Annotated in this window: 14 protein-coding genes; 7 read left to right on the top strand and 7 right to left on the bottom strand. The window is 64.8% G+C overall.

Annotated elements, in window-relative coordinates:
- Positions 1–23: 23 nt before the first annotated feature.
- The 3 genes from JQ591_RS27745 to JQ591_RS27735 all read left to right on the top strand — a co-directional run bounded on the left by JQ591_RS27745 (position 24) and on the right by JQ591_RS27735 (position 2,145).
- Positions 24–191 (top strand): hypothetical protein, encoded by a 168-nt coding sequence (locus JQ591_RS27745; protein ID WP_211399186.1) that lies wholly within the window; start codon positions 24–26, stop codon positions 189–191.
- A gap of 245 nt (positions 192–436) precedes the next feature.
- Positions 437–1,168, top strand: a complete 732-nt coding sequence (locus tag JQ591_RS27740; RefSeq protein WP_211399185.1) for a 4'-phosphopantetheinyl transferase family protein — start codon at positions 437–439, stop codon at positions 1,166–1,168.
- Complete coding sequence (locus JQ591_RS27735) at positions 1,165–2,145, top strand: LLM class flavin-dependent oxidoreductase (RefSeq protein ID WP_211399184.1); 981 nt, start codon at positions 1,165–1,167, stop codon at positions 2,143–2,145. The genes JQ591_RS27740 and JQ591_RS27735 overlap by 4 nt, the downstream gene beginning before the upstream one ends.
- Positions 2,146–2,185: 40 nt before the next feature.
- On the opposite strand, the gene JQ591_RS27730 is transcribed toward JQ591_RS27735, so the two are convergent.
- The 3 genes from JQ591_RS27730 to JQ591_RS27720 form a co-directional block, all read right to left on the bottom strand.
- Positions 2,186–3,211 (bottom strand): histone deacetylase family protein, encoded by a 1,026-nt coding sequence (locus JQ591_RS27730; RefSeq protein ID WP_211399183.1) that lies wholly within the window; start codon positions 3,209–3,211, stop codon positions 2,186–2,188.
- A 126-nt stretch (positions 3,212–3,337) separates the two neighbouring features.
- Entirely contained in the window at positions 3,338–4,279 is a 942-nt protein-coding gene (locus tag JQ591_RS27725; RefSeq protein WP_211399182.1) for an SMP-30/gluconolactonase/LRE family protein, read from the bottom strand.
- On the bottom strand, positions 4,236–6,308 hold the full coding sequence (locus JQ591_RS27720) for a PQQ-dependent sugar dehydrogenase (RefSeq protein WP_211399181.1): 2,073 nt from the start codon (positions 6,306–6,308) through the stop codon (positions 4,236–4,238). Before JQ591_RS27720 ends, JQ591_RS27725 begins: the two co-directional genes overlap by 44 nt.
- 206 nt (positions 6,309–6,514) lie before the next feature.
- Between JQ591_RS27720 and JQ591_RS27715 the strand changes: the two genes are divergently transcribed.
- The 3 genes from JQ591_RS27715 (at position 6,515) to JQ591_RS27705 (ending at position 8,811) form a co-directional block, all read left to right on the top strand.
- On the top strand, positions 6,515–6,748 hold the full coding sequence (locus tag JQ591_RS27715; protein WP_211399180.1) for a DUF6894 family protein: 234 nt from the start codon (positions 6,515–6,517) through the stop codon (positions 6,746–6,748).
- Between the two features lie 9 nt (positions 6,749–6,757).
- On the top strand, positions 6,758–6,934 hold the full coding sequence (locus JQ591_RS27710) for a hypothetical protein (protein WP_211399179.1): 177 nt from the start codon (positions 6,758–6,760) through the stop codon (positions 6,932–6,934).
- 287 nt (positions 6,935–7,221) lie between these two features.
- Positions 7,222–8,811, top strand: coding sequence for a gamma-glutamyltransferase family protein (locus tag JQ591_RS27705; protein ID WP_211399178.1), 1,590 nt, complete (start codon positions 7,222–7,224; stop codon positions 8,809–8,811).
- Between the two features lie 2 nt (positions 8,812–8,813).
- On the opposite strand, the gene JQ591_RS27700 is transcribed toward JQ591_RS27705, so the two are convergent.
- Genes JQ591_RS27700 through JQ591_RS27685 form a run of 4 tightly spaced genes read right to left on the bottom strand, consistent with a single transcriptional unit; the run spans position 8,814 to position 12,285 of the window.
- Complete coding sequence (locus JQ591_RS27700) at positions 8,814–10,100, bottom strand: NAD(P)/FAD-dependent oxidoreductase (protein ID WP_211399177.1); 1,287 nt, start codon at positions 10,098–10,100, stop codon at positions 8,814–8,816.
- 12 nt (positions 10,101–10,112) lie between these two features.
- Positions 10,113–10,844 (bottom strand): amino acid ABC transporter ATP-binding protein, encoded by a 732-nt coding sequence (locus JQ591_RS27695; RefSeq protein WP_211399176.1) that lies wholly within the window; start codon positions 10,842–10,844, stop codon positions 10,113–10,115.
- Positions 10,841–11,494, bottom strand: coding sequence for an amino acid ABC transporter permease (locus JQ591_RS27690; protein WP_211399175.1), 654 nt, complete (start codon positions 11,492–11,494; stop codon positions 10,841–10,843). The genes JQ591_RS27695 and JQ591_RS27690 overlap by 4 nt, the downstream gene beginning before the upstream one ends.
- Positions 11,495–11,520: 26 nt before the next feature.
- Positions 11,521–12,285 carry an ABC transporter substrate-binding protein gene (locus JQ591_RS27685; protein ID WP_211399174.1) on the bottom strand — a complete coding sequence of 255 codons (765 nt, stop codon included), beginning with the start codon at positions 12,283–12,285 and terminating at the stop codon, positions 11,521–11,523.
- A 181-nt stretch (positions 12,286–12,466) separates the two neighbouring features.
- On the opposite strand from JQ591_RS27685, the gene JQ591_RS27680 reads away from it, so the two are divergent.
- Positions 12,467–13,123: a helix-turn-helix domain-containing protein gene (locus JQ591_RS27680; protein ID WP_211399173.1), complete on the top strand. Its 657-nt coding sequence runs from the start codon at positions 12,467–12,469 to the stop codon at positions 13,121–13,123.
- Positions 13,124–13,191 lie beyond the last annotated feature (68 nt).

The raw sequence follows: 13,191 nt of genomic DNA, 5'->3' as shown, positions 1-13,191 counted from the left end.
ATTTTCAACCGGGGGAGTTTGTTATGGGTTTCATCAAATTTACCAAGGGCACCTCGTTGAGCGACAAGGACCGCAAGGCCCTGCAGAAGCTGCTCGGCGCCGAGAAGAAGAAGCTGCAGTCCGCGCTGAAGGACGTCGACGCCAGCATTTCGATGCTGGGCGGGTCCAAGAAGGCCAAGAAGAAGAAGTAAGACTCGTCGGCCGGGACGCCGCACGAATCTTCAGGCTTCAGTTTTCGGGCTTCAGTTTTCAAATTTGGCCGCTCGCGTGTCGAGTTGGGGTCTCGCACAAGCTTGCGCCCGTAAACCGGCCAGCAATCGACAAGGATTCGCCCGAGTGGACCGCTAGAAGCGGTCCGCGCAGTTGATTCTTGCTCAGTTGATTCTTCGGTCATGGCAGGGGATTTGGCCCCGGCCTGACGCCATGGGCCCAATTGATGACAGACGACAGGATTGAACTGTTTGTCGGACTGATCGAGACTTTTGACGCGCCGGGTGCGGTTGATGCGTGCCGGCGCTTGCTCTCGGTCGACGAACGGGTACGAGCCGACCGCTTCATGTTCGAGCGGCACCAGCGGCAGTATATTTTCGCGCACGCGATGTTGCGCCTGGCGCTCTCGCACGTCGCACCGAATGTCGCACCCACCGACTGGGCATTTGCGGCCGGGCGTTACGGGCGGCCGTTTGTGGCGTCGCCCAGGACCTCGAGCACGCTGCATTTCAGCCTGTCGCACGCCGACGGCTGCGTTGCCTGCGTCGTGTCAGGGCATGAGACCGTCGGCGTCGACGTAGAGACCGTGTCGCGTCGGGTGGCGCCGCTGTCGACCGCGCTTCGGTTCTTCGCGCCGGAAGAGGTCGAAACGCTGCGCGGACTGCCGGAGCCCGCCGCGATCGAGCGCTTCTTCGACTACTGGACGCTGAAAGAAGCCTATCTGAAGGCCAGGGGTTTCGGCCTCAATTTGCCGCTCGACGCCTTCGCGATGCAGATATCGCGCGAGGCCATCGAGATCAGCTTCAAGCCCGATATCGCCGACGATCCGGAAGGCTGGCGCTTCTCGCTGTGCTCGCCGTCGCCCTCGCATCGTCTCGCGATTGCCGACGGCTCCCGCGCCACCGGCGGCCTTCCCATCACCCGCAATGCATGGCCGCTGCAGGAGGCGGCTGAATGACGCCGCCGCGGCTGCGCGTCTTTCCCGCGATTTCGCGCAACCGCGACCCCAGGAAATATGTCGGCGAGTTGATGCGGATGGCGCAGTTCGCCGACCGCAACGGCTTCGAAGGCATCCTGCTGTTCGAAGGCAACGACGTGTTCGTCGAGCCCTGGGCGATGGCCCAGCACATCATCAGCGAGACGACCCGATCCTCGCCGCTGATCGCGGTCAATCCGGTCTACATGCACCCGTTCACGGCGGCAAAATTCGTCTCGTCCTTTGCGCAGCTCCACGGCCGCAAGGTCTATCTCAACATGATCACGGGAACGGCGGTCAGCGATCTGCAGGGGCTGGGCGACGAGCAGTCGCATGCCGACCGCTATGTCCGGCTCGGCGAATTCGTCGCGCTGATGCGCCAGCTGCTGGCAAGCCCGCGGCCGACGACTTTCGAGGGCCGGTTCTACCGCGCAAGCAATCTGCAACTGCGGCCGCGCCTGCCGCCGGAGCTGATGCCGGAATTTCTGGTCGCGGGCCAGTCCGAGGCGGCACAGCGCGTGGCGAAGGAGACCGGCTGCATCAAGATGCAGATGCTGCTGCCCGATCTCGACCGCGGCCTTAATGCGCCCGGCATGAATTTTGGAATTTTCGCCCGCGAGGGACGCGACGAGGCACGGCAAGCGGCAAAGGCGCGTTTCCGCGACAATGCCGACGATCGCGAGCTGCTCGCGCTCACCGTGGATAACAGCGACTCCGTGTGGAAGCGGCGCCTCTACGAGGGCCAGAGCGGCGAGCTCGCGGACAATGGCTATTGGCTGCTGCCGTTCCTGACCTTCCAGGCCGACTGCCCCTACCTCGTCGGCAGCTACGCCGAGATCGGCGCGAAGCTGAAGGAGTTTGCCGCCAAGGGGCTGACCACGATCATGCTCGACCTGGTCGCGGACGAGACCGAGATGCAGCACGTCTGCAAGGCGCTCGCGGCAAGCGGGATGTTTTGAATTTTCCCCCTCTCCCCGCATGCGGGGAGAGGCGAACAGATCACCGCGCCTCTTCGAATCCCGCCAGCACCGAGGTCAGGTTCGCGCCGAGGATATCCGAGAGGTAGCCGCCCTCCTGCACGAACACGGTCGGCAGGCCCATCTTTGCGATGGCCTGGCCGATGCGGCGGAAGCCGGGCGTGGTGACGGCGAGGCCCTTCAGCGGATCGTGCTCGGAGGCGTCGAGGCCGAGCGCGATGACGAGGGCCCCGGGCGCGAAGGATTCGATCGCCTTGCGCGCGACGTCCATCGCCTGGATGTAGCCGTCATCCCCGGTGCCGATCGCCAGGGGGATGTTGAGGTTGGTGCCGAGGCCGGGACCTTCGCCGCGCTCATGCGCGTAGCCCCACACGTACGGATAGTAAGCGACGGGATCGGCATGGATCGACACCGTGTAGACATCCGGTCGCGCGTAAAAAATGCCTTGCGTGCCGTTGCCGTGATGGACGTCGACGTCGAGGATCACGACACGCTCGTGCCTCTGCCGCAGATGCGCCGCCGCGATCGCGCTGTTGTTGAGGAAGCAGAAGCCGCCGGCCATGTCGCGATAGGCGTGATGGCCGGGCGGCCGGCAGAGCGCATAGGTCGCATCCTCGCCATCCATCACCATCTGTGCCGCGGTGACCGCGACGTCGGTCGCGGCGCAGGCCGCGGCCCATGTGCCCGCGCCGATCGGCGCCGCGGTGTCGGCGGTGTGCCAGCCGAGTCGGCCTACGATGTGAGTGGGATAAGTCGCGGCATGGCGCACCGGATGGATGTTGCCGATCATCTCCGGACCGGAATCGCCGAGCGCGGTCCAGGCCTCCCAGGCCTCGCTCAGGAACGACAGATATTCCGGACTGTGGACGCGCGCTCGCGGCCCCTGCCCGAATGTGGTTGGCTCGACCAGTTGATGCTTGCCGTCCTTCAATCCCTTGAGCAGGCGGTCGGCACGTTCGGGCTGCTCGGTGGTGCGCTTGACGACGCCGCGAACCAGGAAGAATTGCGGATCGTGGCTGCGATGAAGTTCGGTATGGACGGCTTTCACTCAAACACTCCGTGGTCGCTTTGGCGGTGCCACAGTTGTCTAAATCCCTGCGGCGGCGAGATGCAAGCAAGAAGAATGCCGCCCCTGTCGCGCCGCCCTGCGCCGGAAGCAGATCGTCTCTGATGCTCAGCAGCGCCCGCGCTGGAGGCAGTGCTCGCGGCCCTGCTGGTCGGTGCGGAAGGACTCGACGAAGCCGCCCTGACGCTGGGTGACGAAGATTGTCTTGCCGTCGCTGCCGCCGAAGGCAAGGTTGGTCGGCTCCTTGGCCCTCAGCGCGATCTCCCGCTCGACCGCGCCGTTGGTTTTCATCAACGTGATCGTACCCCTGAGGATGCGCGCGACATAGAGGCGGCCGGCCACGTCGGTGCGCAGGCCGTCGACGGTGTCGGGCTGAAACGCCTTGACGAGTTTTGGACTGGTGAGCTCGTTGCCGCCAACGGTGTAGGACCAGATCTGGCCGCTGCTGGATTCCCCGACATAGAGCGTCTTGTCATCAGGGCTGAGATCGATGCCGTTGGTGGTGCCCATCGCGCGCGGCGCCGACATGACCTGTCCCTGCACCGTTCCGTCGGCTCCCTTCGCGATGCGCCAGATGTGGCCTTCCCTGCCCTTCCAGTTCGGATCACTCGCGTAGATCGTGCCGTCGCGGGCGATGGTGATGTCGTTTGGCTGGTTCATCTCGTCGGAGTGAAACCATATGGCGGGCTCGGTTGATCCCTTCGGGATCGCGAAGATGTTGTGCTTCTTGTAGTCGGCGATGAACATGGTGCCGTCGCGCGCGAAGCGGATGGCATTGCCGACGCTGCCCTCGGGCAGCGTCGTAAAGGGCTCGGACGCCGCGCCGCCGACAGGCAGCTTGCCGATGGTGCCGGGCTTGCCGAAATTGACGACGAAGAGATTGCCATCGAGATCGGCGGCCGGCCCTTCGATGCCAAACGTGTATTCGCCTGATGGCGTCACCTGCACGCTTTCGAACAGTTTTGTTTCCGCTCGGGCCGGTGCCGTCGCAAGGACGAGAACAACGCTACTGCACAGGCACCAGAAATTCCTGCCGGATGTAATAGCCATCGTCGTCGCTGCACTCGCCATTCAGATAGGGATCGGCCGGCCGGAAGAAGCGGCTGAAGCCGGGTTTGTCTACAGCGTTCCTTTGTGTCACGACGACGACCTTGGCGGCCGGTATTTCGCCGCATTCCTTGTTCGTTTTCCCAAAGAACTTGCGCTGCGGCGGGCCGGGCTTGATCCGCATTCGGATGCCTGGAACCATTTTTGCCACCAGCAGATCCGCCGTGTCGAGCAGGCGCGTGTAACCAGGTTCGGCCTTCGGCAGGCCTTCGCCACCCGGCGGCATCAGCTTCTCCGCGCCTAACCCACGAAGGCGCGTGCGCAACTTGCCGGAGTCGGGATCGTCAGGGTAGACCCAGCCGTCCTGCGCCAGCATGAAGCGAAGGACTGTCGCGTCCTTCTGTGCGTCGGATTGGCCCGGCTTCAGGCCGAAATCCGAGTGACAGCCGACGCAATGCTTTTCGACGAGGCCCTTGCGCAACGCGGTGAGCCGGACGCTGTTCTGCGCATCCCTGGCAACGAAGACCGCCAGTTGATCGATCAGCGCCTGGCTACGCATGTCGCAGGGCAACGGCGGCGGCGCATCACCCGCGGCGCGGTCGATCCGGATCACGGTCTGGTTCTTGTCCTCGACCAGCCAGATGGCGCCGTCCTCCGCGACCGTCATGCCGACCGGGGCGCCCTGCGGCCGTGCGCCGTTGACGCGGTGCCAGCCTGCGATCAGCTCCTCGAACGGCGCGGCGGCGACGTCGCCGGCCTCGGTCTGAAAGCTGTGGGTCGGATCGGCCGCGCAACTGACATGGTAGCGCACCGGCACCGGGGCGGGCTTCGGAAAGCCGCGGTCGTCGACGTCATAGACGATGACGCGGCTGCCGGTCGGGCGATAGCCATGCAGGCCGACCAGCAGCTTGCCCTCGAACTCCGGAAATTTCGCGCCGTGATAATAGAGCATCGCGAGCGGCGCGCCGTGCGGCGGCAGCAGCGAGAACGGCGCCTTGTAGAGCGCGTTGGCGGTGCACAGCGACTTGTAGATCCCCGACTGCAATACGATCCTGAACTCGGGACTCGGCGTCGACAAATCGTAGCAATAGGGCCAGCCGTAATGCCTGCCCTGCTCGATCGCGTTGATCTCCTCGTTCGGCTTGAAAATGTCAGGCAGGTCGCGGCCGTTCTCGCCTTGCAGGAAGGCATAGCCGGCATCGGGAAAGTTCGGATGCAGCGCCAGCGCCATCGAGTTGCGCAGGCCGCGCGCATAGACCACGTGCGGTGGGTCGGTCTCGCCAGGCTTCAACGCCGGGAAGATGCCGCCCGGGGGCGGCGTGAACAGCCAGATCGATGCCATCGCGGAAGCGCCCTCGGCCGCCGCGCAAGGTTTCGTGATCGGCGCCGGCGTGATGCAGTCGTCGCTGTGCGAGCCGACATTGACGAACAGCCGGCCGTTCCTGTCGAACACAAACTGCTTGAGCGGGTGGGCGCTCTCGTCGAGCCTGGTCCCGTCGGGCAATGTGATCCGGCGACCGGGCATGTGACGGACGACGGTCTCGACCGTGTCGCGCGGATTGTCGGCGAGCGGATCGAACCGGAAGATCGTCTCCGCGCTCGAGGCATAGAGCTTCTTGTCCGGGCCGATCACGAGACCGAACGGATATTCGATTGCAGTTAGCAGTTCCCTGAACCGCTGGCCTTGGGGTGCGCGCGGGTCGAGCAACAGCAGCCGGCCATCGGTATGGCCCCAGCCCGCCATGTCGGCGACCACGAACAGGTCACGACCGGGCACCTGGATGATCGAACGCGGGAATTTCAGCCGATCCTCCTCGCTGGCGACGAGGCCAGCGCAAAATCCCGCCTTCATGTCGATCTGGATTTTTGGAAAAGCCAGATCCGCGCTACCGCAGGTCTCCGTGCCGATGGCATAGCCGCTCTTGCGGACCGGTTCTGATGAGCCTACCGAGGCGAGGGTCAGGAGGACCACCAAGGCGCCCGCGCATGCGCGCAGGCTTCGGCTTTCGCGCCAAGATATGAGGTGGTTCACGGTAGCCTCCGGACTTTCCGTCCAAGGTTGTTCCATGCCGTGGGAACGCCGTCCAGTTGATCAACACCCCCTTGTGATCAAACCAGCAGGGGTCTTGGTGCCGACCAATATCCGTAGATTCCCTTACCGGGCTCACCCCGAATGTTTCGCGAATGCTTCGGGTGGTATTGGTTTGCCGTCCCAGTCGCTTTCTACAGGAGGCGTGTATGGTCCAGATGTATTTCCATTGTTCCAATGCCGAAGGCACGCTGATCGATCGGTACGGCACCGCCGTCGCCAATCTGAACGAGGCGCGCGACCGTGCCGCCCAGATCATGCGCTCGATGATCCTGACGCCCGGCACTGAGGACTGGCGCGACTGGGTGATTCATATCAGCAGCGACGACGGCGAGGAGATCTTCGACCTCCCCTTCACTGCCATGCTCGGCAAGCCGCACTGAGGTGATGCCATGTTGCTCGCGTCACTGACCCTGCTCCGCCATCCCCTGAACTTCGTCGCCAGCAAATGGCAGACGCTGATCCGGATCGCGGGCAATTCCTACCGGCCCGAGCTCCACTACATGCGCGGGCCTGGCCCGAAATGGCACGCCAAGTATCAGGCCAGCCGGCTGGATCGCGCGCGCTGAGCCCTGAGGCTCCTGCTTCCCACTGATCGGTCTCTCGACTCATGATGCCCGGGCATAGCCGTCCGAAGGACGGCGTCGCTTCCACTCGCCTATGCCCCCGGGCATTAACGTCTTGGCATCTAACGTCTTGGCGACTGCGCCATCCCCCGCCTGTTTCACACCAGCCATGCCGCGCCGCCCTTTCGATGTTCTCGGTGGGGGCGATGTGCCATTCTTCGCGCGCTCCCGCCAATCGCGGAGCTCAGCGCAACGTACCAGACAACCGAAGACAGCACGCAGACATCATCATGCCGCATCAGCTCAGCCACGCCCAAACCGTCCGCAAGCCCGCCGTCACATCCAAGGGCGGCATCGTCGCCGCGCAATCGCGGCGAGCGGCCGAAGTGGGGGCGCAAGTGCTGGCGGCAGGCGGCGACTGTGTGGACGCGATCGTCGCGACCACCTTCGCGCTCAACGTGCTGGAGCCCTGGAACAGCGGCATGGGCGGCGGCGGCGCGATGGTGCTCTACCGCGCCGCGGAAAATAGCTATGAGGTGATCGACTACGGCATGTGCGCGCCGCAAAGCCTGCACACCGCCGACTATCCGCTCAGCGGCGAAGGCGCGGCTTCCGATCTGTTTCCCTGGTCGCGGGTGAAGGACGACCGCAACATCCACGGCCCCGGCTCGATCGCCGTGCCCGGCGTCGTCGCCGGCATGGAGGAGGCGCATCGCCGCCACGCCAGGCTGCCTTGGAAAGATCTGGTCGCGCCGGCAGTGGCCCTCGCCGACGAAGGCCTGCTGGTCGACTGGTGGACCACGCTGACGATCGCGAGCTCGGCGGCGGACCTTCGGCGCTATCCCGCGAGCGCAGCAACGTTTCTGAAGGACGGCCTGCCGCCGAGCGCGCCGTGGGGCATCAAATCCGAGACGCGACTGCCGCTGGACATGCTGAAGGCGACGCTGTCGCATCTCGCGGCCGCCGGTCCGCGCGATTTCTACCAGGGCGATCTCGCCAAGAGCATCGCGTCCGACATCAGGGCCGACGGCGGCTCGCTGTCGGTGGAGGACCTCGCTGCGTTCCGGGCCCATCTGCGCGAGCCGCTGGCGATCCCCTATCGCGGCGGCAAGGTGTTTGCGACGCCGGAGCTCACGGCCGGCCCGACGATGGCGCATGCGCTGCGCCTGTTGCAGCAAAATCTGAAGCCGGGAAGCGTGCCCGATGCGGCCGCCTATGCCGAATATGCCGCCGCGCTGCAATCGGCCTATCGCGAGCGGCTCAAGGATATGGGCGATGCCGACGGCAAGCGCTCGCTCGGCGCGGAATATCTGGCGCCCGCCTGCACCACGCATTTCTCTGTGGTCGACCGCCACGGCAACATCGCGGCGGTGACGCAGACGCTGCTGTCATCCTTCGGCTCGAAATACGTCACGCCGCACACCGGCATTGCCATGAACAACGGCATCATGTGGTTCGACCCGACGCCGGGCACCACCAACTCGCTCGTGTCAGGCAAGCGCTGCCTCACCAACTACACGCCTGTCATCGCCGAGACCAAGGACGGCAGGCGGCTCGCCGTCGGCGCCTCCGGCGGTCGCCGCATCCTGCCGTCGGTGATGCAGATCGTGTCCTTTGCGATGGATTTCGGCATGGATCTCGATACCGCGATCCATCAACCGCGCATCGACGCCAGCGAAGGCGCGATCGTGATCGGCGATATCAGACTGCCGGCGGACACACGCGAGACGCTCGCGGCGCGATTCGACTATGAAGAGGCGCGGGTGCAGTCCTTGCCGCAGAAGTTCGCCTGCCCGAGCGTCGTGATGCGCGACGGCGACACCAATTCCGGCGCGGTCGAGATCTTCCAGCCTTGGGCCGACGCAGTGGCGGAGGGCTGAGCTTAGATCCCCAGCCGGTCCCGCACCCGGCCTGCGATCACCGCCGTCGTCACGCCGATCGGCCAGAATGCGTGCATCGGGATCGGCTTGATGCCTGTCACGGGCATGTCGATCTCGGCCTTGGTGCCGCCGATCAGCCGGCGTGCGAGCTGCGCGCCCATCGCGGTCGAGAGTGCGACGCCGCGACCGTTGCAGCCGAGCGAGATCAGGATGTTGTCCGCGGGCTCGTGCACATGCGGGTAATGATCCCCGGTGATGGCGAGCCGGCTGTTCCAGCCATGGGTCCAGGCAACGCCCCTGAGCTGCGGCCATAACCGCTCGGCGTACCGCATGAGATAGGCGACGTCGGTGGGCGAGCTGATCCAACGCATCGGGCCGCGGCCGCCCATCAAGAGGCGGTTCTGCTGATCGATGCGGTAATAGACGGTGATGTGGCCGCTCTCGTAAAGAACGGGACGCGTCGGCATGATCGCACGGGCGACCTCATCCGAAAGCGGCGCGGTGGCAGCGATCGAGGAAAACACCGGCACGATGGTGCGGCGGAGCGCCGGCCAGAGATCGTCCGTAAAACCGTTGGTCGCAAGCAGCACCTTGTCGGCATGCACCACCGCGCGCGGCGTTTCGATACGCCAGCGGCTGCCCTCGCGGCGCAGCGACAGCGCCGGTGTTTCGCCGTGGACCTGCGCACCCGCGGAGATCGCGGCGCGCGCAAGGCCGCGGGCATAGCTGAGGGGATGCAGATCGCCGCCGCGCGTATCCAGCATGGCGCCGATGTAGCGATCTGTGCCGGTCATCTCGCGCAACTGCTCGCGATTCAGGTACGACACCGGCATGCCACGGACGATGCATTGCTGCGCGGTTTTCTCGATCGCGGCGGCGCTGGCCTCGTTATAGGCCGCGCGCAGCGTGCCGCTCTGCCGCGCCTCGCACGGGATCTGGTAACGGCGGATCAAATCATGCGTGAAGTTGGTCGTGCCGTAAGAGAAGTCGATCATGCGGCGCCCGAGTTCGGCACCGAAATCGGCCTCGATCTGATCGGGATCGTGCTTCAGGCCGGGATTGGTGTGGCCGCCATTATTGCCGGATGCGCCCCAGCCCGGCTCCTGCGCCTCCAGCACCAGTGCCTCGGCACCTTGCTCCGCCAGATGCAACGCGGTGGACAAGCCGGTGTAGCCGCCGCCAATGATGGCGACCGAGACCGTCTTGTCGACGTCGAGCGGCGGCGTGGCAACTGGCGCGACGGCGGTGTCGGCATAGAGAGACGGCGGCAGCGGCAGGCGCGCGTTCATGGCGAAGACCGGTCAGAGCGGATGCAGCACGCGGCGCAAAAAATCCTGCGTGCGCGGATGCTGGGGTTGGTTGAGCAGCGCCTTGGCCGGCCCCTGCTCGACGATAACGCCGCCGTCGATGAACAGCACGCGGTCGGCGACGTCGCGGGCAAAGCCCATCTCATGGGTGACGACGACCATGGTCATGCCGTCGTCGGCGAGCTTGCGCATCACGCCGAGAACGTCGCCGACGAGCTCGGGATCGAGCGCCGAGGTCGGTTCGTCGAACAGGATGGCCTTGGGCTGCATGGCGAGCGCGCGCGCAATCGCGACGCGTTGCTGCTGGCCGCCGGAGAGCTGCGGCGGATGCGCGTCGGCTTTCTCGGCGAGGCCCACTTGCGCAAGCAGGGCACGGCCGCGCTCGAACGCCTGCGCACGCGGCTCCTTCTTCACATAGAGCGGACCTTCGACGACGTTCTCCAGCACCGTCCGGTGCGGAAACAGGTTGAAGCGCTGGAACACCATCGAGACCTGTGTGCGGACCTTCACGATCGACGGGGCGTCGCGCTCGACCTTCAATCCTTCGACGCTGATCTGGCCGCGGTCGTAGCTTTCAAGGCCGTTGATACAGCGCAAGATGGTGGACTTGCCGGAGCCGGACGGGCCGACGATGCAGACCACCTCGCCCTTCTCGACGGACGCCGTGATGCCCTTGAGCACCTCGTTCTCGCCAAAGCTCTTGTGGACGTCGGTAAGCTCGATCATTTCTTGCCGGCCCGCTTCTCGAAGTGACGGACCAGCAGGATCAGCGGAATGCTCATGGTGAGATACATCAGCGCAACCAGCGTGAACACGTTGGTGTTCTTGAAGGTCGAGGACGCGATCAACTTCCCTTGCAGCGCGAGCTCGGCGACCGTGATGGTCGAGGCCTGCGAGGAATCCTTCAGCATCATGATCATGACGTTGCCGTAGGGCGGCAGCACGATGCGCACCGCCTGCGGCAGCACGACGCGGCGCATGGTCAGCCACCAGCCCATGCCGATCGATTGCGCCGCCTCGATCTGCCCCTTGTCGATCGCCTCGATTCCGGCGCGGAAGTTTTCCGCCTGATAGGCGGAATAGGCGACGCCGAGTCCGAGGATCGCGGCCTGGAGCGCACTGAGCGTGACGCCGAGATCCGGCATCACGAAATAGAGGTAGAACAACAGCACGATGATCGGGATACCCCGGATCACGTTGATCAGGCTGGCGCTGAGCATCGACAGCGCCTTGATGCCGGAGACCCGCATCATCGCCCAGATCAGGCCGAGCACCGTCGAAAGCAGCAGCGAGCCGATGGTGACGACGATCGTCAGCACGACGCCGCTCATCAGGATCGGGAAGAACTCGGCGGCGTCGTGCCAGAAGCCTTTCATCGGGCAGCCTTACCAGCCTCTGTCGATCAACCCTGTGCCTTCTGACCCCACTTCTCGAGGATCTTGTCGATGGTGCCGTTGGCCTTCAGCTTGGCAAGCGAAGCATTGATCTTGCCGAGCAGCGCGGTCTCGCCCTTGCGCACGCCGATGCCGACCGAGCCGACCGTGGCCGGCTTGTAGCTGTCGACGAGCCGCACCTCGGGGAAGCCGCCCTGCTTCAGATTGTAGGCGAGGATCGGGTAGTCGGCGTAGCCGGCCTTGAGGCGGCCGGTGTTCACGTCGCGCAGGATGTCGGGAATGGTGTCGTAGGCCTTGACGTCGGCAAACAGGCCGGACTTCTTCAGCGCGTCGACGAAGGCGGTGCCGACCTGGGCGCCAACCGTCTCGCCCTTCAGGTCGTCCTGCGTGGCGTAGGCCTTGGTGTCGCTCTTCGGCACCACGAGGCCTTCACCATAGGTGTAGATCGGGTCGGAGAAATCGACGACCTCTTTGCGCGGCGCGGTGATGAACATCGCGGCCGCGATGATGTCGATCTTGCTGGAGGTCAGCGACGGAATCAGCGCCGAGAACGCCATCGGCTCGATCTGCACGTTGAGGCCAGCATCCTTGCCGATCTCGGTGACGAGATCGACCATGATGCCCTGGATGGTGTTGGTCTTGGTGTCGAGGAAGGTGAAGGGAATGCCGGTCGGCGTCGAACCGACCTTCAGCACCTGCTGCGCCGAAGCTGGCACGACTGCGGCAATCGCGAGCACCGCGACTGCGGCCTGGACAAAACGCTTCAACGCCATCGCATTCCCCTTTGGGTCCGGCCGATGGCGGCGCTCGCAGATGTCGTGATCGCAGACATTGCGGGCCGAGCCGTTTCGGCCTATTTTCACCAATATGAAAATTTGGTCACACTTTCGCGACCGATGCAAGCGGTTTTCATGCACATGAAGGAAGCGGTTTGACGTGAGCGGTGGCAAAAGAATGCGCAAACCGGCCGCCGTAAAGTCGGTGAAGAAGGTGAAGGTGAAAGCCAATACCAAGGCTATCGCCAAAGCGGCCGAACCGGCGATGGACGTCGCGGTCGGCCGCCGTATCCGCGATCTCAGGCGTATCAGGCAGTTCTCGCTGGAAACGGTCGCGGCGCGCACCGAGCTGTCGATCGGCTTCCTCAGCCAGATCGAGCGCGGCCTGTCGTCACCGTCGCTGCGCGTGCTGGCAACGCTCGCCGACGTGCTCGGCGTCGGCATCGCCGCGCTGTTCGGCGCAAGCCCGAGCGCCGATGGCACGTCCGACCAGGTCGTCACGCGCGGGCTTCAGCGGCCCGAGCTGAAGCTCTGGCGCACCGGCGTGTCGAAGCAATTGCTGAGCCCCGCCACCGCCGATAACCGGCTCAATCTGTTCCTGGTGCATCTGGAGCCCGGCGGCTCCACCGGCGACGAGCTCTACACCCATGACGGCGAAGAGGCCGGCCTCGTGCTCGAAGGCGAGATGATGCTGACGGTAGACAGCGAGACATGGTCGCTGAAGACGGGCGACAGTTTCAGATTCGCCAGCCGCCGGCCGCACCGGTTTTCAAATCCGGCCGAGGACGCGAAAGCGGTGGTGCTGTGGGTGAATTGCGTGACGGGGGCGGGGTAAGCTTCTCGTCCCTTCGCGCAAACAGCGCCAGCCCGTCATCCTGAGGTGCGAAGCTTGCGATGCGATCG

This window comes from Bradyrhizobium canariense (assembly GCF_018130465.1).
Classification (GTDB): Bacteria; Pseudomonadota; Alphaproteobacteria; order Rhizobiales; family Xanthobacteraceae; genus Bradyrhizobium; species Bradyrhizobium canariense_C.
The sequence above is the reverse complement of the archived record's forward strand: the minus strand, read 5'-3'. Positions and strand labels throughout refer to the sequence as shown.

Coding starts and splice junctions, on each gene's coding strand:
- JQ591_RS27745 (WP_211399186.1), top strand. CDS start 24: ATGGGTTTCATCAAATTTACCAAGGGCACCTCGTTGAGCGACAAGGAC.
- JQ591_RS27740 (WP_211399185.1), top strand. CDS start 437: ATGACAGACGACAGGATTGAACTGTTTGTCGGACTGATCGAGACTTTT.
- JQ591_RS27735 (WP_211399184.1), top strand. CDS start 1,165: ATGACGCCGCCGCGGCTGCGCGTCTTTCCCGCGATTTCGCGCAACCGC.
- JQ591_RS27725 (WP_211399182.1), bottom strand. CDS start 4,279: ATGGCTATTACATCCGGCAGGAATTTCTGGTGCCTGTGCAGTAGCGTT.
- JQ591_RS27715 (WP_211399180.1), top strand. CDS start 6,515: ATGGTCCAGATGTATTTCCATTGTTCCAATGCCGAAGGCACGCTGATC.
- JQ591_RS27710 (WP_211399179.1), top strand. CDS start 6,758: ATGTTGCTCGCGTCACTGACCCTGCTCCGCCATCCCCTGAACTTCGTC.
- JQ591_RS27705 (WP_211399178.1), top strand. CDS start 7,222: ATGCCGCATCAGCTCAGCCACGCCCAAACCGTCCGCAAGCCCGCCGTC.
- JQ591_RS27700 (WP_211399177.1), bottom strand. CDS start 10,100: ATGAACGCGCGCCTGCCGCTGCCGCCGTCTCTCTATGCCGACACCGCC.
- JQ591_RS27695 (WP_211399176.1), bottom strand. CDS start 10,844: ATGATCGAGCTTACCGACGTCCACAAGAGCTTTGGCGAGAACGAGGTG.
- JQ591_RS27690 (WP_211399175.1), bottom strand. CDS start 11,494: ATGAAAGGCTTCTGGCACGACGCCGCCGAGTTCTTCCCGATCCTGATG.
- JQ591_RS27685 (WP_211399174.1), bottom strand. CDS start 12,285: ATGGCGTTGAAGCGTTTTGTCCAGGCCGCAGTCGCGGTGCTCGCGATT.
- JQ591_RS27680 (WP_211399173.1), top strand. CDS start 12,467: ATGCGCAAACCGGCCGCCGTAAAGTCGGTGAAGAAGGTGAAGGTGAAA.